14 protein-coding genes are annotated in these 19,184 nt (G+C 70.6%); 5 read left to right on the top strand and 9 right to left on the bottom strand.

Annotation, left to right across the window (positions count from 1 at the left end; genetic code table 11):
* Window positions 1-175: 175 nt before the first annotated feature.
* Entirely contained in the window at window positions 176-919 is a 744-nt protein-coding gene (locus MT347_RS05105) for a MerR family transcriptional regulator (RefSeq protein WP_243498703.1), read from the bottom strand.
* Between the two features lie 77 nt (window positions 920-996).
* Here MT347_RS05105 and MT347_RS05110 point away from each other — a divergent pair, with 77 nt between their 5' ends.
* Both MT347_RS05110 and MT347_RS05115 read left to right on the top strand, forming a co-directional pair.
* A complete protein-coding gene (locus tag MT347_RS05110) occupies window positions 997-2,160 on the top strand; it encodes a glycoside hydrolase family 3 N-terminal domain-containing protein (RefSeq protein ID WP_243498705.1) in 1,164 nt (387 codons plus the stop codon).
* Between the two features lie 242 nt (window positions 2,161-2,402).
* Complete coding sequence (locus MT347_RS05115) at window positions 2,403-6,719, top strand: DUF3418 domain-containing protein (protein ID WP_243498707.1); 4,317 nt, start codon at window positions 2,403-2,405, stop codon at window positions 6,717-6,719.
* Window positions 6,720-6,755: 36 nt separating this feature from the next.
* On the opposite strand, the gene MT347_RS05120 is transcribed toward MT347_RS05115, so the two are convergent.
* Window positions 6,756-7,250 (bottom strand): MarR family winged helix-turn-helix transcriptional regulator, encoded by a 495-nt coding sequence (locus MT347_RS05120; protein ID WP_243498709.1) that lies wholly within the window; start codon window positions 7,248-7,250, stop codon window positions 6,756-6,758.
* Window positions 7,251-7,290: 40 nt separating this feature from the next.
* Here MT347_RS05120 and MT347_RS05125 point away from each other — a divergent pair, with 40 nt between their 5' ends.
* The gene (locus tag MT347_RS05125; protein WP_243498711.1) at window positions 7,291-8,184 is read left to right on the top strand and encodes a DMT family transporter; all 894 of its coding nucleotides are present in this window, start codon (window positions 7,291-7,293) and stop codon (window positions 8,182-8,184) included.
* A 286-nt stretch (window positions 8,185-8,470) separates the two neighbouring features.
* On the top strand, window positions 8,471-9,352 hold the full coding sequence (locus tag MT347_RS05130) for a hypothetical protein (RefSeq protein ID WP_243498713.1): 882 nt from the start codon (window positions 8,471-8,473) through the stop codon (window positions 9,350-9,352).
* 76 nt (window positions 9,353-9,428) lie between these two features.
* Here MT347_RS05130 and MT347_RS05135 read toward each other — a convergent pair whose 3' ends face one another.
* The 7 genes from MT347_RS05135 to MT347_RS05165 all read right to left on the bottom strand — a co-directional run bounded on the left by MT347_RS05135 (window position 9,429) and on the right by MT347_RS05165 (window position 17,821).
* Window positions 9,429-10,286, bottom strand: coding sequence for a hypothetical protein (locus MT347_RS05135; protein ID WP_243498715.1), 858 nt, complete (start codon window positions 10,284-10,286; stop codon window positions 9,429-9,431).
* Window positions 10,283-10,948 (bottom strand): response regulator transcription factor, encoded by a 666-nt coding sequence (locus MT347_RS05140; protein ID WP_243498717.1) that lies wholly within the window; start codon window positions 10,946-10,948, stop codon window positions 10,283-10,285. Before MT347_RS05140 ends, MT347_RS05135 begins: the two co-directional genes overlap by 4 nt.
* On the bottom strand, window positions 10,936-12,297 hold the full coding sequence (locus MT347_RS05145) for a histidine kinase (protein ID WP_243498719.1): 1,362 nt from the start codon (window positions 12,295-12,297) through the stop codon (window positions 10,936-10,938). The genes MT347_RS05140 and MT347_RS05145 overlap by 13 nt, the downstream gene beginning before the upstream one ends.
* A 132-nt stretch (window positions 12,298-12,429) precedes the next feature.
* The gene (gene mmsB, locus MT347_RS05150) at window positions 12,430-13,695 is read right to left on the bottom strand and encodes a multiple monosaccharide ABC transporter permease (protein ID WP_235561284.1); all 1,266 of its coding nucleotides are present in this window, start codon (window positions 13,693-13,695) and stop codon (window positions 12,430-12,432) included.
* A complete protein-coding gene (gene mmsA / locus MT347_RS05155) occupies window positions 13,682-15,208 on the bottom strand; it encodes a multiple monosaccharide ABC transporter ATP-binding protein (protein ID WP_243499061.1) in 1,527 nt (508 codons plus the stop codon). The genes mmsB and mmsA overlap by 14 nt, the downstream gene beginning before the upstream one ends.
* A 161-nt stretch (window positions 15,209-15,369) precedes the next feature.
* Window positions 15,370-16,476 carry a multiple monosaccharide ABC transporter substrate-binding protein gene (gene chvE, locus MT347_RS05160; protein ID WP_243499063.1) on the bottom strand — a complete coding sequence of 369 codons (1,107 nt, stop codon included), beginning with the start codon at window positions 16,474-16,476 and terminating at the stop codon, window positions 15,370-15,372.
* A 319-nt stretch (window positions 16,477-16,795) separates the two neighbouring features.
* The gene (locus MT347_RS05165; protein WP_243498721.1) at window positions 16,796-17,821 is read right to left on the bottom strand and encodes a LacI family DNA-binding transcriptional regulator; all 1,026 of its coding nucleotides are present in this window, start codon (window positions 17,819-17,821) and stop codon (window positions 16,796-16,798) included.
* A gap of 160 nt (window positions 17,822-17,981) precedes the next feature.
* On the opposite strand from MT347_RS05165, the gene MT347_RS05170 reads away from it, so the two are divergent.
* Window positions 17,982-18,965, top strand: coding sequence for a Gfo/Idh/MocA family protein (locus MT347_RS05170; RefSeq protein ID WP_243498723.1), 984 nt, complete (start codon window positions 17,982-17,984; stop codon window positions 18,963-18,965).
* The last annotated feature ends 219 nt before the right edge of the window (window positions 18,966-19,184 follow it).

Here is a 19,184-nt window from a genome sequence, read left to right on the forward strand (position 1 = left end):
CGGCCGGAGCCGCAGCAACCGGATCCTCCGCGATCCGCGCATCCTCAGCCCATTCCGGCGGATGCCGACTGACATCGTGCGGATCGCTGAGGTCGTGCGGATCGCTGAGGTCGTGCGTATCGCTGAGGTTGCGCACGCCGCCGCGGGTCGCGGCAACCGGTCGCGCCGCCCCCGCTCAGCGCGGGCGCGCGGCGGCGTAGGCGGCCATGGCATCCCGGATGACGGCCGCGTTCTCCTCCCCGCCGTAGACCGCGGCGAACCGCGCGTCCGTCACGTACAGCTCGCCCAGACCGATGTAGGCAGCGGCATCCGGGACACGCCCCCACTGTTCGGCGATCCAGTCGTGGTGCGCGGCGATCAGCGCACGCAGCTCCGGATCGTCGGGGTCCCGCCCCGCGGCCGCGTCGCGCAGCGCGGCGTTGAGCTCGCGCCCGCGGGCGTCGTCGGCGCTGCGCTGCTGGGGGCTGAGGGCGCGGCGGCGGGCGGCGCTGCGCACCCACGCGTCGTCGCCCCAGCGCTCGCGGACCTCGCTCTCGTAGCGGGAGTCGTCTACCCCCGCGAGGGCATCGTCGATACTCATGTCTCGTCCTTCCTCCAGTGCTGTCAGGGTGTCGCGGACCGCGGTGATGCGTCGATCCAGAGCCGATCGCCCGCGCTCCAACACGGTCAGGTGCGCGCGTACCGTGTCGGCGAACGACCGCTCGTCTGTGAGCGCCCGCGCGATGTCGGGGATCGCCATGTCGAGCGCGCGAAGCGACAGGATGCGGTAGAGGCGGGCGATCTCCGCGTCGCCGTAGAACCGGTATCCGTTCGACGCGACCCGCGCCGGATGCAGCAGCCCCACGCTCTCGTAGTGACGCAGGGTACGGCTGGTCACCCCGGCCGCCCGGGCGATGTCTGCAATGGGCCATTCGTTCATGGCATCCACCCTGCCCGTTGACGCTGCGGCAGAGTCAAGCGCCGGGATCGTTCAGGCCCATGCGCGACGATCGGAGAGTGAAGAGTCCCGCGCGTCCGACCGCCCTGCTGCTGCTCGCGGCACTGACGCTCACCGCGTGCGCGCCGACGCCGGTGCCGGCGGTCTCGCCGTCCGCGACGATCACGCCCACGCCGACGCGTACGCCCACCCCGACTCCCACACCTGATCCGCTGGCCGGGATGAGCCTGGAAGACAAGGTCGGGCAGATGTTCATGGTCGGTACCTCGGTCGACGGAGCGGACGCGACGACACTCGCGGCCGTCGCCGACGACCAGATCGGCGGGATCTTCCTGCACGGACGATCGGATGCCGGGGCGCAGGCGATCTCGGGCCTGGTGGGACAGTTCACCGCTGCAGTCGCGGCCGGCAGCCCCGACCTGTGGGTCGCCACCGACCAGGAGGGCGGCACGGTTCAAGTGCTGTCGGGGCCGGGGTTCGACGGCATCCCCTCGGCCGTGGAGCAGGCGCAGCAGCCCGACGACCAGCTCCGCGCCAGCGCCGCGACCTGGAGCCGGCAGCTGGCCGCGGCGGGCGTCACCATGAACCTCGCGCCCGTCGCAGACGTCGTCACCAGCCCGGAGTTCGCGGCATCCAATCCCCCGATCGGCGCGCTGGCGCGCGAGTACGGCTACGACGGCGCGACGGTCGCCGCGAAGGCCGGCGCGTTCGCGGCCGGAATGCGCGATGGCGGGGTGCTGCCGACCTTCAAGCACTTCCCGGGCCTGGGACACGTCAGCGACAACACCGACTACTCCACCGGGGTCACCGACGAGGTGGTCACCCCCGACGGTCCCGACGTCGGTGTGTACCGCACGGTGCTGTCGCAGGGATCGGCGGTCGTCATGCTCTCGACCGCCGATTACGCGCTGATCGACCCCGGCGTCCCCGCGGCGTTCTCGCCGGCGGTGGTCGGCGTGCTGCGCGACGGCGTGGGCTTCGAGGGCGTCGTGACCTGCGACGACCTCTCGGCCGCCGACCAGGTCGGAGAATACTCCCCCGCCGATCGCGCCACCCTCGCCGTCGACGCGGGCGTCGACCTGCTGCTGGTGTCGGCGGATCCGTCGGTGTACCCCGAGATGCGCGACGCCGTGCGCTCGCGCGCGCAGACCGACCCCGCGTTCGCCGCCAAGGTGGATGCCGCGGCGACCCGCATCCTGGCCCAGAAGGCGTCGATGCCGTAGCTGTCGACGAGCGGCGGCGCGGGCGTGGGCGGGTGGGCGGGCAGGCGCGGGCGCGGGCGCGGGCGCGCGAGAAACGCATTCTGCGACGAGACACGGCGTGACGCGGCGTGTCTCGCAAGAGGAGCCGTTTCTCGGCGGCGCGGCGGCGACGCAACGCAACGGCGCGGCGGCGGCGACGCACCGGCGCGGCGCCGGCGACGCGATGCGCCGCCCGGCGCGGCACCGCGATAGGCTGAAAGGCTGTGTCTGTCGAACCCGTCATCGTCTACCCGCCCGAGCTGCCCGTCAGCGCCGCGCGGCACGAGATCGCGCGCGCCATCCGCGACAACCAGGTCGTGATCGTCGCGGGGGCGACCGGTTCGGGCAAGACCACGCAGCTGCCCAAGATCTGCCTGGAACTCGGCCGCACCTCGATCGCGCACACGCAGCCCCGCCGCATCGCCGCGCGCACGATCGCCGAGCGCATCGCCGAGGAGATGCAGGTTCCCCTCGGCTCGACCGTCGGTTATAAGGTGCGCTTCACCGACAAGGTGTCGGCCGACACCCGCGTGGCGCTCGTGACAGACGGCATCCTGCTCAACGAGATCCACCGCGACCGACTCCTCCGCCGCTACGACACGATCATCGTCGACGAGGCCCACGAGCGCTCGCTCAACATCGACTTCCTGCTCGGCTACCTCCGCCGCATCCTGCCGAAACGTCCCGACCTCAAGATCATCGTCACCTCGGCGACGATCGACCCCGAGAGCTTCGCGCGGCACTTCGCCGCGGCTCCCCGCGATCCCGGCGGCGAGCCGGTCCCCGCCCCGGTGGTCGAGGTGTCGGGTCGGACGTATCCGGTCGAGATCCGTTACCGGCCGGCGGGCGGCGACGAGGACGCGGGCGTGACTCCGGAGATTCCGGATGCCGACGGCGGCGAAGCTCCGTCATCCCGGGGCCGCGCGGCACCCGCACCGTCGAATCTCCGAAGTCCTGCACGTCCAGCCGCCAAGACCGGGCCTGCCGTCAGGACGGGGCGCTCCGACGACGACGTCGACGAGGTCGGTGCCGTCGTGGCCGCCCTGCGCGAGCTGGACCGTGAGCCCGCCGGCGACGTGCTGGTCTTCTTCCCCGGCGAGGCCGAGATCCGCGATGCGGCGGATGCCATCCGCGGCGCCTACCAGAAGGATGCCGCCCCCACCGAGGTGCTCCCCCTCTACGGCCGACTCTCCGCCGCGGAGCAGCACCGCGTCTTCGAGCGTTCGAGCGTCGCGGGCGTGCGCCGCCGCGTCATCCTGGCCACGAACGTCGCCGAGACGAGTCTCACCGTCCCCGGCATCCGGTACGTCGTCGACACCGGTACCGCGCGCATCTCGCGCTACAGCAACCGCTCGAAGATCCAACGCCTGCCGATCGAGGCGGTCTCGCAGGCCTCGGCGCAGCAGCGCTCCGGGCGCGCCGGCCGCACGTCGCCGGGCGTCGCGATCCGGCTCTACTCGGAAGACGACTTCACCCGCCGCCCGGAGTACACCGAACCCGAGATCCTGCGGACGTCGCTGGCATCCGTCATCCTGCAGATGCTCTCGCTGGGGTTCGGCGACATCCAGGCGTTCCCGTTCCTGACCCCGCCCGACTCGCGGGGCGTCAAGGCGGCGTTCGACCTGCTCGTGGAGCTCGGCGCGGTGAAACTGCCGGCGCCGGGGGCGCGCGGCGCCGATGCCTCGCGGGACCGCGATGTCCGCGACGACGGCGACCCGTCGCGCCCACGGGGCGACCGGCCCCGCGGCCGCGACGACGACCGCGGACCGCGCCTCACCGAGATCGGCCGCGAGATCGCGCGGCTGCCCATCGACCCCCGCTTCGCCCGCATGCTCATCGAGGCGCGGCGGAATGACGTGCAGTCCGAGGTGCTCGCGATCGTGTCGGGCATGTCGATCCAGGACGTGCGCGAACGGCCCGAGGAGCGTCGAGAGGAAGCCGACCGGTTCCACGCCCGATTCACCGACCCCACCAGCGATTTCCTCTCGCTGCTGAACCTCTGGGACTACCTGCAGGAGAAGCAGGCCGAGCTCGGGTCGAGCGCCTTCCGACGCCTCTGCCGCAGCGAGCACCTGAACTACGTGCGCGTGCGCGAGTGGGTCGACGTGCACCGACAGCTGCGGTCGCTGGGCGCCGAGGGCGGCGGGCGCGGCGGTGACGGCGGGCGCGGTGACAGCGGCGGCGCGAGGCGCGGCGCCGACGACCGCGCTCCGCTTTCGGCTGCACCAGACCCCTCCCGGTCGCCGAGACAGCGACGCGACTCGCGGACGTCGGGCCCCGGTGCATCCCGGCCGGAACGCGGCCCCCAGCACACCGGCCCCGACGGCGACACCGCCCCCGAGGGCCACGCCGCGGGCGACGCCATCCATCGCGCGATCCTCTCGGGCTTGCTGTCGCATCTCGGCATCCTGGATCCCCGCACGATGACAACGACGAAGGACCGCAAGGCCCCGGGCGACGCCCGGCCGGTCAAGGGCGAGTACATCGGCGCGCGAGGCGCGCGGTTCGCGATCTTCCCCGGCTCCGGGCTCAAGAAGAAGCGCCCCTCGGCGGTCATGGCCGCCGAGCTCGTCGAGACCTCGCGCCTGTTCGCCCGCACGGTCGCCGCCGTCGACCCGGCGTGGGCCGAAGACCTCGCCCCCGACCTGGTGAAGCGCTCGCTGAGCGAGCCGCACTGGTCGAAGGATGCCGGCTCCGCCGCCGCCTACGAGAAGGTCACCCTCTTCGGCGTGGAGCTGGTCGGCCGCCGCCGTGTGCAACTCGCGCGTTTCGATCGACCGCTGGCACGTGAGATGTTCGTGCGCCACGCCCTCGTCGAGGGCGAGTGGGACCCGTCGGTGCTCGACAAGCGACTCACCGCGTTCCTGCGCCGCAACGTCGAGCAGCGACGCCTGCTGGAGAAGATCGAGGAGCGCGAGCGCCGCCGCGACATCCTCGTCGGCGACGAAGCGGTCTTCGCGTTCTACAACTCCCGCATCCCCGCCGACGTCACCGACGTGCGCTCGTTCGAGACGTGGTGGAAGGATGCCGTCACCCGTACGCCCAACCTGCTGGATCTGCGCGAGTCCGACCTCACCGGCGACCGGGCGCAGGGCGACGACCGTGCGTTCCCCGCCCGCTGGCGTCAGGGCGAACAGACGCTCAACCTCGCCTACCGTTTCGAGCCCGGAGCGCCCGACGACGGCGTGACGGTGGTGGTGCCGCTCCCCCTGCTCGCGCAGCTGCGTCCCGACGGGTTCGACTGGCAGGTGCCGGGTATGCGCGACGAACTCGTCACCGCCCTTCTGCGAGCTCTTCCGAAGACCATCCGCCGCAACGTGGTCCCCGCCGCCGACTGGGCCGAGAAATTCTCGGCCGAACTCGCCGAGAAGGGTCCCGAGCACGCGAACGGCCTGCCGAAGACGACGCTCGTCGACGCCCTCGCCGCCCTCGTCCAGCGCGTGGCGAACCAACGGGTGAGCGCCGCCAGTTTCGAGCTGGAGCGCGTCCCCGGGCACCTCATGCCGTCGTTCCGCGCCGTCGACCCGCGCGGTCGCGCGATCGGCAGCGACCGCGACCTGGGAGCGCTGCAGCGGCGCCTGGCCGAAAAGGCCCGCTCGAGCGTCGAGTCCACGATCGCCCGACCCGCGCAGAGGGCGGCCAGTCGCGTCGCGGAGGCGTCCCCGGCCTTCGCCTCGCGCGCGAAACTGACCACGTGGGACCTCGATGAGCTCACCGAGGTCGTCGACACCCCGGTCGCGGGGGGCGTCGTGCGCGGCTACCCCGCGTTGGTCGACGAGGGCGACAGCGTGGCTCTGCGCGTCGAGGCGACCCCGGAGGATGCCGCACGCCACACGCGCGCCGGCATCCGACGCCTGATGCTGCTCGCGGTCCCCTCCCCCGCCGCCTACGTGCTCGACCACCTCACCGCGAACGAGAAGCTGGCGCTCGCGGCATCCCCGTACCAGAACGCCAAGGCATTGATCGAGGATGCGCGCGTGGCCCTGGCCGACGACGTGCTCGGGCGCGAGAGCCCTGACGGCGTCGTGCGCACGAAGGCCGACTTCGAGCGCGTTCGTGATGCCTTCTCGGCCGCCTCCGTCGAACGCACGTTCCAGACGGTCGCGCTGGCCGCGAAGATCCTGCTCGCCCAGCGCGAGCTGGAACGGGCGATGAAGGACGCCGCGTCCATCACGCTCCTGGGCGCGCTCAACGACGTGCGCGGGCAGGTGACGGGGCTGCTGTTCTCCGGGTTCCTGTCGCGGACCGGCCTGTCGCGCCTGCAGCACTATCCGCGGTACCTGGCGGGCGCGCTCGACCGGGTGAAGACGCTCTCCGACAACCCGGGTCGCGACCGGCAGCGCATGACCGAGTACGAGCGCGCCGCCGCGGGCTTCGTCGAGGCCGGCGGCACCGCGCCGCTCCCCGCCGGCGCCCCCGCGAACCTCGTGCAGACCCGGTGGCTGCTCGAGGAGCTCCGCGTGAGCCTGTTCGCCCAGCGCCTCGGCACCGCCGAAGCGGTGTCGCCGCAGCGCATCGCGAAGGCCCTGAAGGGCACGTGAGTCGCCCGGCCCCGGCCGAAGTGTCTCGCTGAGCCTTCACACTCCCAGCGCCGCTCCCCATTCGCGCAGCAGCGCCTCCAGGCTTCGACGCTGAGCGGGGGTGAGCCCGGCGAGGAGGCGCTCCTCGTTCGCGAGGTGCGCCGCGAACGCTTCGTCGATCACGCGGAGTCCCGCGGGGGTGAGACGGATGACTCGGCCCCGCCCGTCGTCGGCGTCGGCGCCGCGCACCACGAGACCGGATGCCACGAGCCGGTCCACCCGCTTGGTGACCGCGCCCGTGGTCACCATCGTGTGCCGGGCGAGTTCTCCGGGAGCGGAGGCGAAGGGATCGCCGGCGCGACGGAGCGCGGCGAGGATGTCGAACTCCCCCTCGCCGAGGCCGAAACGTCGATACTCGGCGAGCAGTTCGTCACGCAGGCGGTCGGCGAGACGGTGCAGACGCCCGATCACCTGGAGGGGCGTGGTGTCGAGGTCGGGCCGCTCGGTGCGCCACTGGGCGGCGATGGAGTCGACGCGGTCGGTCGGAGTCATGGGAGACACTTTACCTTCCGCGGAAGATATAATGCCTTCCATGGAAACTACCTGGCGGACGGTGGCGATCACCGCCGTCGCCCCGATCGCGTGGGGCGCGACCTACGTCGTGACCCGGCACCTCCTGCCGGCCGATGCCCCGCTGTGGGGCGCCGCGCTGCGGGCCCTTCCCGCGGGACTGCTGCTGTGGGCTCTCGCCCGTCGTCGACCCCGGGGCGCGTGGTGGTGGAGAGCGCCCGTGCTCGGCCTCCTCAACTTCGGCGCGTTCTTCGTTCTCGTGTACCTCGCGGCGCAGATGCTGCCCTCGTCGATCGCCGCGTCGGTCATGGCTCTGGCACCCCTGACGCTGGCCGGTCTCGCGTGGCCCCTGCTCGCCCAACGCCCGACCGTGCGATGGGCACTCGGCTCAATGGTCGGCATCGTCGGCGTCCTCCTCGTCGTGGGCTTCGGCACCCTCCGTGTCTCGGCCCCCGGGGTGATGGCATCCGTTCTCGCCCTTCTCGCATCGTCGCTGGGGGCGATCCTCACAACCCGCTGGCACGATGACACGCCCCTCCTCGCCACGACGTCCTGGCAGCTCACCGCCGGCGGTCTCGTCCTGCTCGTCGTGGCGCCTTTGGTGGAGGGCGCTCCCCCGCAGGTGGACGCCACGCGCATCGTCGCCTACGCGGGGATCGCGGTCGTGGCGACGGCCCTGGCGTTCGTGTGCTGGTTCACGGGCTTGCGCCGGCTGCCCGCAGGCACCGTCGGGCTGATAGGTCTACTCAACCCGGTCATGGGAGTTCTGCTGGGCGTGCTCGTCGGAGGCGAGACGTTGACCGTGGCGCAGGTCGTGGGCATCGCGTCGGTGCTCGCCGCCATCGCCGTCCCGAACGTCAGACGCCGCCCGGCGAAGCGCGCGTCACCCCTCGGGCAGGATCGGACGACAGCGTGAGTCGGTGCGCGCCCGTGCCGACGCCCGGCCCCGGCCGAGCGCGGCCCGCGTGCGGGCCGGGAGCGACGGTGTCGGCGTCCGAATGCGGACATGACCGCAAAGGGACGTTGCGCCCGGAGGGGATGTCCGCCACGGTGAGACGAGCGACCGACGGCGGTCGACCCGTTCCGACGGATCGGACGATGTCGCCCACCCTCGCCCCGGTCGTCGTGGCCGCCTCGCCCGCGGCACTCCGCAGCGGACATCCGAGCCGGTCGGCGACCGACTCCCGACTCTGAGAGATCCCATGAAACGCATCACGCAGCTCGTCACCCTGGTCGCCCTGACGACACTCCTGGCCGGAGGCTTCGGCACCGCGGCCTCGGCGCGCGGCACGGCTGCCGTGAGCGCGAGCCCCAGCACGGTCGCCGTCAACGAGACGACGACGATCACCGCCACCGGGCTCGGCGGGTTGGAAGACGCCTTCTTCGGTCTGGCCGGTTCACCGGGAGGCCTGCTCTCGACGCAGTCGGGTGGGGTCGGCTCCACCGACGTCAGCAGTCCGGCGAACGACGGCCAGGCCACGGCGTACTTCCGCGCGACGCAGGCGGGCACGTTCACCGTTGCCGTCGGAGACGGCGAGACCGTGCTGGGCACCGTGTCGGTGACGGTCAGCGGGTCGGCACCTCAGCCCACCGCGACGTCGCAGACCCCCATCATCGAGGTCGATTCCGCCCTCGTCGTCGGTCAGAAGACGCAGGTGGAAGCGAAGGTCAGCGGCCTCGAGACCGTCGGCTTCGGGCTGGACTCGACGGATGGCGGATCGTTCAGCGACGGCAGCAGCACGGGGCCGTCGATCACGACCGCGGTCACCGACGGCACGGCCACCGTCGAGTTCACGCCCGCGCGCGCCGGCTCCGTGACGATCGCTCTCTCGGACGGCGAGACGGTGCTCGCCTCCGCGGTCGTGCAGGTGTCCGCCGCATCGGCCAGTCCATCCGCGACGCCGACGCCCAGCGCCACGCCGTCGGCGAGCCCGACGCCCGCCCCGGTCGCCGACTCCGCAACGATCCTGCCCTGGGTGCTGCTGATCGTCGCCGTCCTCGTCATCGCCGGACTCGTCGTCTGGTTGGTGATCTCCCGCCGCCGGGGCTCCGGCGCGCGTCGCAGCGGTCCGACCGCGGACTGACCGAAAACGTGTGAGAGGTCACTTTCTGTCGCCGAACCGGAATCCGGGCGACAGAAGATGACCCCTCACGTGCGCCTCACGAGCGCAGGCGCGCCGACCCCATGGTCGCCTGCACGTCGACCTCGGCGACCGCCGATGAACTGGTGCGCAGGCCGTTGTCGACCGCGCCCAGACCGTCGTCGATGCGCACGCGGTACTCGTCGTCGGGGAGTGTGATGTCGGCGGAGCCGGCGGTCACCTCCACGTCGGTCCTCGTCGGGGTCACGCCGTCGAACGTCGCCGTCAACTCGCCGCCGGCGACCTCGAACGACGCGGTCTCGGCATCCTGGATCCGCGCCGAGACGGACCCGCCCGACACCGTGAGGTCTACATCGCGCGCCGCGCCGTCGACCGACGCCGTGCCGCCCGCGACCTCCACCGTGACGTCACCGAAGCCGCCGGTCATGTCGAGTGCTCCGCCGGTGACCTGGATGTCGGCCGTGATCCCGGCCCCGTCGAGATCACGAGGGAGGGTGAGCGTGGCGCGCGACCCGCGACCCGCGTCGACGAACGACCCGGACGGCGAAGCGACACGCAGGGAGTCCCCGTCGCGCTCGAAGGTCCACCCGCTGCGCCCGCGGGTGTCGGCGTCGAGTTGCGCGACCTCGACGTCCCCGAACTCGACGGTGAGTTCTCCACCGGCCACGTCGATGTCGAGATCGGACAGCTGCGCCGTCGAGGCGTCGGACGAGGCGTCGTACGAGTCGTCGAACGAGACCGAGTCGCCGCGCCAGTCGGCCATGCTCGCCACCGCCGACACCCCGGTGCCGGCGAGGGTGGCGAAGGCGACGCAGGAGCCGACGACGATCGTGATCACCGACACGGCGAAGGCGGCGCCGTGACGGCGGGGCGGCTCGGGGGCCGCGAGGGTCGGGAAAGGGGTCTGCGAAGTCATGAGGTCGCTCCGGTGTGGTCGTGGCCCAGGTGCACGAGAGCGGCGATGACCCGGCGGTTGCCGGTCTCGTCCTGCTCCAGGCCGAGCTTGGTGAAGATGGCGGTGATGTATTTCTCGACGCTGGCTTCGGAGACGAAGAGCGCGTTCGCGATCGCCTGGTTCGACCGGCCCTCGGCGATGAGCGCGAGAACGGACCGTTCCCGCTCGGTGAGGCTCTGCACCCGTTCGTCGCGGCGCCGCCGGGTGAGCAGCTGCGCCACCACCTCGGGGTCGAGCACTGTGGCGCCGCCCGCGATCGAGGCAACCGCGGCGAGGAAGTCCGCGACGTCGGCGACCCGGTCCTTCAGCAGGTAGCCCAGCGCTCCCTGTCCGTCGGCGATCAGGTCGCTCGCGTACCGCTCCTCGACGTACTGCGACAGCACGAGCACGGCGAGCCCCGGATGCCGTGACCGCAGCGCGATCGCCGCGCGCACGCCCTCGTCGGTCCAGGTGGGCGGGAGCCGGACGTCCAGGATGCAGAGCTCGGGCGTCGTCTCGGCGACCGCGGTCTCGAGCCCGGAGGTGTCCGGAAGGGCGGCGACGACCTCGTGGCCGTCATCGGCGAGCAGGCGCACGAGACCCTCGCGCAGAAGAACCGAGTCTTCGCAGATCAGGATGCGCACGGGACGTTCACCTCCACCGTCGTCGGGCCGCCCTGCGGGCTGTCGATGCGCGCCGTGCCGCCCGCGGCGGTGACACGGTTGACGATGCCGTCGAGGCCGCCGCCGGGGACGATCCGCGCTCCCCCGAGCCCGTCATCCTCGATGCGCGCCCAGAGCGATCCGTCCTCGCGTACGCGGACGTCGACGCGACAGGCGGCGGCGCGGGAGTGCTTCGCAGCATTGGTGAGCGTCTCGGCGATGGCGAAGTAGACGGCCTCCTCCGCGGCGCGGCCGCAGCGGCGCGGCAGGCGAACGTCGAGCGTCACCGGGATGTGCGAGCGGGATGCCAGCGCCGACAGCGCGGCATCCAACCCCCGGTCCTCAAGCACGGAGGCGTGGATGCCACGGGCGAGCTGCCGGAGTTCGGTGATCGCCGACTTCGTGGAGGCGTGGGCTTCGGCGACCAACGCCTTCGCGGCCTCGGGGTCGTCGTCGATCTTGGTCTGGGCCAGGCCCAGCGTCATGCCGATCGAGACCAGGCGCGGCTGGACGCCGTCGTGCAGATCGCGCTCGATGCGCGTGCGCTCCACTTCGGCGGCACGGACAGCGCCGGCGCGACGGGTGTCGGACGTGCGGGCCTGCTCGACGAGCTGCGCTTCACGGGAGGGGACGAAGATCGCCCGCACGATCACGCCGTGGAGGATCGCGAGGCCGACGATGACGCCGAGCGCGACGATGATCGCCGCGATGCCGGTCAACGGCGCCGCGATTCCCGGGAGTGGCAGAAGACCGAACAAGCGAGTGTCGGACCAGCCGAAGATCGGGCTCACCGCCAGGCCGAGGCCCCACGAGACGACCCCGATCGCGGTAACGGTGGCCAGGCCCAGCACGGTCGCGACGGCGAAGGACGCCACCGCCCGCCACTGCAGCGGATCGATTGCCTGCAGCCAGATGGTGTGCAGCACCCCCATGAAACCGGTCTTGGGGCTCCGACGCGGACGGAGGGACGCGAGCCCGAGCCGGTAAAGCCCGTCGACGCGTGCACGCTCGAACCATGCAACGCCGAAGAGGGCGTAGACGAAGACGACGAGCACGACCACGCCGATGAGCAGGGCGGGGAGCAGTCCGAACCCCGAACCGAAGAGGCCGAGAAGAGCGGTGAAGACGGCCGGGCCCACGACGCCGAGGGCGGCGAGGTGCGCCGCCGCACCCGCGACGCGGCCGGGTGAGGCGATGCGCACCTTCGGCGGGACGGCGACCGGGGGCGTCGGCTCCGCGGCTGAGCCGGAGGCCGCGGGGGCGGAGGCGGTGGGGGCGACGGACGCGCCGGGGAGCGGCGGCGGGGGCGGGAGAACGGATGCCGTGGTCATGGCATCCACGCTATGACTCCGGCCCTCCGGGCACCTCCCGGTCAGCCCCCGGCTCGATTCGGGTTATCCCGAAGCCGGAGACGACGAACGCCCCGCCGCACGAGGCGACGGGGCGTTCGAGGAGGGCGAGGATCACCCGCGCGTGCGGTTCTTGTTCCACACGTCGAAGGCGACGGCCAGCAGCAGCACGAGACCCTTGATGAACTGCTGCACGTCGGTCGAGATGCCCATCAGCGACATGCCGTTGTTCAGCACACCCATGACCAGACCACCGGCGATCGCGCCGACCACGCGGCCGACACCACCCTGGACGGCGGCTCCACCGATGAACGATGCCGCGATGGCATCCAGCTCGAAGAGGTTTCCCGCACCGGGACCGGCGGAGTTCAGGCGCCCGGTGAACACGATGCCGGCGAGGGCCGCGAGCACACCCATGTTGACGAAGAGCATGAAGTCGACGCGGCGGGTGTTGATGCCGGACAACTTCGCGGCGGTGCGGTTGCCACCGATCGCGTAGATGTGGCGGCCGAAGACGCTCCGGCTCATGACGGTCGAGTACCCGATGATCAGCACGGCGAGCACGACGAGCACGATGGGCGTGCCGCGCGAGCCGGGAGCCACACCGAGCAGGTAGGTGAGGTACACGATGAGCGCGCCGCCACCGACGACCTTCACGAGGAATGCGACCTGGGGCTCGTTCTGCAGCTCCAGCGCCGCGCGCTTCGCCCGCTGGCGCACCTGCGACACGACGAAGAGCACGAGGGTCAGCACGCCCAGGGCGACGGTGATCCACTCCGCCGGCGACGAGGTGGCCGGGAAGAGGTCGGGGAAGAGGTAGCCACCGCCGAGCTGGCGGTACTCGGTCGGGAAGGGCGTGATCTGCGTGTTGCCCAGGGTCATCTGCGTGAGGCCGCGGAACAGGAGCATGCCCGCCAGCGTCACGATGAAGGCCGGGATGCCGATGTAGGCCACCCAGAAGCCCTGCCACATGCCGACCACCGCGCCGATCAGGAGCGACAGCACGATGCCGAGCCACCAGGGCATGCCCCACTCGACGATGAACACACCCGAGACGGCACCGACGAAGGCGGCGACGGAACCGACCGACAGGTCGATGTGACCGGCGATGATGATCATCACCATGCCGATCGCGAGGATCAGGATGTAGCTGTTCTGGACGATGATGTTCGACACGTTGCCCGCGGTGAGCAGACGCCCGCCGGTCAGCGCCTGGAACAGCAGCACGATGACGATGAGGGCGATGAAGATGCCGATCTCGCGCAGGCGCGAGGTGAAGAACTGCACGAGGCCACCGGCACCGCTGCCGGCGCCGCCGCCGACGGGTCCCTTCGGCGTGGCGGGACCCTTCGGGGTCACGGTGTTGTCAAGCGCTGACATGGTCGGCTTCCTTTTCCTTCGTCATGAGCACCATGAGTGCCTCGGGAGTTGCCTCTTCGATGGGCAGCTGGCCGGTGATGTGGCCTTCGCTGAGGGTGTAGATGCGGTCGCAGATGCCGAGGAGTTCGGGTAGCTCCGAGGAGATGACCAGCACCCCCTTCCCCTGCGCCGCGAGGGCGTTGATGATCGTGTAGATCTCGTACTTCGCGCCCACGTCGATGCCGCGCGTGGGCTCGTCGAGGATCAGCACTTCGGGGTCGGAGAAGAGCCACTGCGACAGCACGACCTTCTGCTGGTTGCCGCCGGAGAGCTTGCCGACGACCACGTCGACGCTGGGCGCCTTGATGTTCATCGACTTGCGGTAGCGGTTGGCGACCAGGTACTCCTCGTCGCCGTCGACGAACCCGCCCTTGACCAGCTTGCGCATCCCGGCGAGCGAGATGTTGCGCTTGATCGTGTCGATCAGGTTGAGTCCGGCACCCTTGCGGTCCTCCGTCACGTAGGCGAGACCGCTACGGATGGCATTGGGCACCGTGGAGGTGTCGGCCTTCTTGCCGTTGATGTACACGGTGCCCGAGATGCGCGAGCCGAAGCTCTTGCCGAACACGCTCATCGCGAGCTCCGTGCGGCCGGCACCCATGAGACCGGCGATGCCGACGACCTCTCCGGCGCGAACGTTGAGGTTCGCCTGGTGGATGACGGTGCGCGCGGCATCCGTAGGGTGGCTGACGTTCCAGTCCTCGATGCGCAGGACCTCGTCGCCGATCTCGACATCGCGGTCGGGGTAGCGGTTCTCGAGCTCGCGGCCGACCATGCCGCGGATGATGCGGTCTTCGCTGGTACCCCCTGTGGCCACGTCGAGGGTCTCGATGGTGCGACCGTCGCGGATGATCGTGACCTCGTCGGCGATGGCACGGATCTCGTTGAGCTTGTGGCTGATGATGATGCACGTGATGTTCTGACCGCGCAGGTGACGGATCAGATCGAGCAGGTGCTCGGAGTCGTCGTCGTTGAGGGCGGCGGTCGGCTCGTCGAGGATGAGGAGCTTGACGTCCTTCGACAGGGCCTTCGCGATCTCGACGAGCTGCTGCTTGCCGACGCCGATCTCATTGACGGGCACATCGGGGCTGTCGCCGAGACCCACGCGGGCGAGGAGCTTCGCGGCCTCGCGGTTGGTGGCATCCCAGTCGATCAGTCCACGGTGGGTGATCTCGTTGCCGAGGAAGATGTTCTCGGCGATCGAGAGGTACGGGCTGAGCGCCAACTCCTGATGGATGATGACGATGCCGGCCGCCTCGCTGTCACGGATGTCTTTGAATTCGACGGTCTCGCCGTCGAAGACGATCTCGCCGCGATAGTCGCCCGCGGGGTACACCCCGCTGAGCACCTTCATGAGGGTCGACTTGCCGGCGCCGTTCTCGCCGCAGATGGCGTGAACCGTTCCGCGCTCGACGGTCAACGACACGTCGGCGAGCGCGATGACGCCGGGGAACTCCTTGGTGATCGAGCGCATCTCGAGGATGGTGCTCACGAGGTCCTCCTTGCAGAACCGGCTCCGGGCCGGTGGGGATGATGGGGCGGGTGGGCGTCGCGCGCACCCGCGGGAGCCTCCGCCGCGACCCGTTCGGGTCACGGCGGAGGCGGGGCGGGAGGGCGGAAGCCCTCCCGACGGGATCAACCCAGGTCGGCCTCGGTGTAGTAACCGCTGTCGACGAGGATCTCCTTGTAGTTGTCCTTCGTCACGATCGTGGACTCGAGCAGGTACGACGGGACGATCTTCTCGCCGTTGTCGTAGGTCTCTTCGTCGTTGACCTCGGGCGTCTCGCCCTTGCGGATGTCGTCGACCATGGTCACGGCCTGCTTGGCGAGCTCGCGCGTGTCCTTGAAGATCGTCGAGTACTGCTCACCCGCGATGATCGACTTGATCGAACCGACCTCGGCGTCCTGACCGGTGATGACCGGCAGGTCGCTGGCCGAGTAGCCGCCCGAGGTGAGGGCCGAGATGATGCCGATCGACAGGCCGTCGTAGGGCGAGAGCACACCGTTGAGCTTGGTGCCGCCGATGACGGTGAGGATGTTCTCCATGCGCTTCTGCGCCGTCTCCGGCAGCCAGCGGAGGATGGCCGCCTGGCCGAACTCGGTCTGGCCGGACGGGACGACGAGCGTGCCCTTGTCCAGGTAGGGCTGCAGGGTGTCGATCGCACCCTGCCAGAAGAACGTGGCGTTGTTGTCGTCGGGGCTACCGGCGAACAGCTCGACGTTGAAGGGACCAGCGGCGCCCGTGTCGGCGCCCGAGGCGTCGAGGACGCCGAGGCCGGTGAGGAGCGAGGTGGCCTGCTGCACGCCGACCTTGTAGTTGTCGAACGTCGTGTAGTAGTCGACGTTCGCGGTGCCGTTGATGAGGCGGTCGTAGGCGATGACGGGGATGTTCGCGTCCTTCGCCTGCTGCAGCACGTCGGTCAGCGTGGTTCCGTCGATGGAGGCGATGATCAGGGCCTTGGCGCCCGTGGTGATCATGTTCTCGATCTGCGAGACCTGGGTGGGGATGTCGTCGTTGGCGTACTGCAGGTCGACCTGGTAACCGAGCTCCTCGAGCTGCGACTTGACGTTGTTGCCGTCGGCGATCCAGCGCTCCGACTGCTGCGTCGGCATGGCGACACCGATGATGCCGCCCGCCTCCTGCGACTCGCCGGGCGCGGCGCCACCGGTGCGGTCTCCCGCGCAACCGGCGAGACCGATTCCGAGCGCCAGGACGCCGGCTCCGGCGACCGCCTTGAGCATGCTGTGCTTCTTCACTCTGGTTCCCTCCATTGGGTGTTAGTCGCGATGTCTCCCGGGAGCCCATCGCAGGCACTGCTGACGGAGCACATCGAGGACGCACGGCCTCGGGGGCGAAACGAGCAGCCGGTCGGCGACGCGGGAGACCCGTGTCGTTCGAAACGTCTTCGTCTCGACGGATTCGCTCCGCAGCGAGTCCCGTCGGCCGTGTGACCCGGTCATGTGACCGTTCACATTGTGTGTGTGATGCTACCCCGCTCTGCGGTCGACCTGTCAAGTCCCGGAACGAATGACGGTGAGCCGTTGCCGAAACGTGACGAAGTCAGCGGGAGGGAGGAGCGGTCGACGACCGCACGATGAGCCGCAGGTGATCGGGCTCGGGAGCGGGTGCGTCAGCCGTCCGCTCACCGAGCGCGGTGAGCAGGTCGGCGACGGCGCGGGTGCCGATCCCCGCGAAGTCCTGCCGGACCGTCGTCAGCGGCGGCCAGAGATGAGCCGATTCCGGCACATCGTCGAACCCGATGACCGAGATGTCCTGCGGAACCGAGCGGCCTATGGCCCGAACGGCATGCATGAACCCCAACGCCATATGGTCGTTGCCAGCGAAGACCGCGGTGACGTCCTCGGTGCGGAGCAGCTCCCGACCCGCCTCGTAGCCGAACTGCGCGGTCCAGTCGCCGAGGACCGGTGGCCGGGGCGGCAGGTCGTTGGCATCCATCTCAGCGAGGTAGCCCCGCATCCGGTGATCCGCCTCGATCCAGTCGCGCGGACCGGCGATGTGCAGGATGCGGGTGTGCCCCAGCTCGATGAGGTGACGCACCGCGGCGCGCGCTCCGGCGGCCTGGTCGTTGTGCGAGCTCGAGACCCCGGTGGATGCCACGGTCTGCACGGGCACGGGGAGCTTCAGCTCCTCGAGGATCGGCACGACCCGCGTCTGCGGAGCCAGGGCGATGAGCCCCTCGATCGACTGCTGCATGAGGTGGTCGATCGAGGCGCGAACGTCGTCCGGATCGTTCGTGGCGAGATTCGTCACGGTCAACCGGTACCCCGCGGCGCGCGCGGCGGACTCGATCGCCTGACTCATGGACGCCACGCCATGGGTCGTCACGCGAGGACCCAGCACGCCGATGAGACGAGAACGGCTGGTCGCCAGCGCGCGCGCCGCCTGATTCGGCACGAACTTCAGCTCGGCGATCGCCGCGCGCACCTTCGCCGCCGTCTCGGGCCGCAACTGCGAACTGTTGTTGATCACCCGCGAGACGGTCTGGTATGACACCCCGGCCAGCCGCGCGACATCACGGATGCTCGGGGCGCGCCCCGTCGCCTCCGGGATATCGGTGTCGCTCATCGTCCGCCTCATTGCGGGTCGCGCGCTGCTGCGTGACCGGTCACACGAGGATAGCCGACGACGCGAGGTGGGTGCGTGGCGGCGGCAGACGCGGCGGAGAGGAGGCCGGATGCCACCCGTGCGGCCCGGGACCCGGACGTGCGCCGATACGGTGGATGCCATGACCGGACTGCACTGGGGCATCCTCGCGACGGGCGGCATCGCCCACGCCTTCACCTCCGACCTGCGAACGGCGGGACTGCACGTCGCCGCCGTCGGCTCGCGCCGTCTCGACAGCGCTCGCGAGTTCGCGTCGCAGTACGACATCCCGAACGCCCACGGGTCGTACGAAGAGCTCGTGGCCGACCCCGACATCGACATCGTGTACATCGCCACCCCGCACCCGGCGCACGTCGACAACGCGCTGCTGGCCCTCGACCACGGCAAGCACGTGCTCGTCGAGAAGCCCTTCACCCTCAACGCGACCGAGGCCGCGATGATCCGCGACCGGGCTGCCGAGAAGGGCCTGCTCGCCATGGAGGCCATGTGGACGCGGTACCTGCCGCACATGGTCCGCATCCGCGAGATCCTCGCTGCCGGCACCCTCGGCGACGTGCGCGTCGTGTCGGCCGATCACACGCAGAAGCTCCCCACCGACCCCGCCCACCGCCTCAACGACCTCGCGCTGGGCGGCGGTGCGCTGCTCGACCTCGGCATCTACCCGATCTCGTTCGCCGTCGACGTGCTCGGGCTGCCGGAGCGCATCGTCGCGATGGCCCGCCTGTCGGATGCCGGGAGCGACGCCGAAGTGGCGACGACGTTCGTGCACGCCGGTGGTGCGATCTCCACGACGGTGTCATCGTCGCGGGGTGCGGGGATGAACGCCGCCCAGATCGTCGGGAGCGAGGCCCGCATCGAGATCGACCGGGTCTGGTACACGCCCACCTCGTTCCGGGTCGTCTCGCCCGACGGCGAGGTGCTCGAGGAGTTCCGCTCCGAGGTCGAGGGCCGTGGCATGCAGTACCAGGCTCTCGCCGCCGAACGTTTCGTGGTCGACGGCGCGGCCGCCGACGACATCCTGTCGATCGACGAGACCGTCGCCATCATGGGGGTGCTCGACGAAGTGCGCCGGCAGATCGGCGTCGTCTACCCCGGGGAGCGTTGAGACCGGGGTACTCCGGTCGCATCGGCCCCTGATCTCCGCGTGCCCCGCCGGGCGCGGATGACGCAGCTCGGCCGAGGGGTCAGGGATACCTCGGCGCCTGAGCGACGGGTCTGGACTACCTCGACGCGCGAGGGACGGGTCCGGACTACCTCGACGCGCGAGGGACGGGTCCGGACTACCTCGACGCGCGAGGGACGGGTCCGGACTACCTCGACGCGC

Source organism: Microbacterium sp. VKM Ac-2923 (genome assembly GCF_022815605.1).
GTDB lineage: Bacteria > Actinomycetota > Actinomycetes > Actinomycetales > Microbacteriaceae > Microbacterium.

Coding starts and splice junctions, on each gene's coding strand:
- MT347_RS05105 (WP_243498703.1), bottom strand. CDS start 919: ATGAACGAATGGCCCATTGCAGACATCGCCCGGGCGGCCGGGGTGACC.
- MT347_RS05120 (WP_243498709.1), bottom strand. CDS start 7,250: ATGACTCCGACCGACCGCGTCGACTCCATCGCCGCCCAGTGGCGCACC.
- MT347_RS05125 (WP_243498711.1), top strand. CDS start 7,291: ATGGAAACTACCTGGCGGACGGTGGCGATCACCGCCGTCGCCCCGATC.
- MT347_RS05130 (WP_243498713.1), top strand. CDS start 8,471: ATGAAACGCATCACGCAGCTCGTCACCCTGGTCGCCCTGACGACACTC.
- MT347_RS05135 (WP_243498715.1), bottom strand. CDS start 10,286: ATGACTTCGCAGACCCCTTTCCCGACCCTCGCGGCCCCCGAGCCGCCC.
- MT347_RS05145 (WP_243498719.1), bottom strand. CDS start 12,297: ATGACCACGGCATCCGTTCTCCCGCCCCCGCCGCCGCTCCCCGGCGCG.
- mmsB (WP_235561284.1), bottom strand. CDS start 13,695: ATGTCAGCGCTTGACAACACCGTGACCCCGAAGGGTCCCGCCACGCCG.
- mmsA (WP_243499061.1), bottom strand. CDS start 15,208: ATGCGCTCGATCACCAAGGAGTTCCCCGGCGTCATCGCGCTCGCCGAC.
- chvE (WP_243499063.1), bottom strand. CDS start 16,476: ATGCTCAAGGCGGTCGCCGGAGCCGGCGTCCTGGCGCTCGGAATCGGT.
- MT347_RS05165 (WP_243498721.1), bottom strand. CDS start 17,821: ATGAGCGACACCGATATCCCGGAGGCGACGGGGCGCGCCCCGAGCATC.
- MT347_RS05170 (WP_243498723.1), top strand. CDS start 17,982: ATGACCGGACTGCACTGGGGCATCCTCGCGACGGGCGGCATCGCCCAC.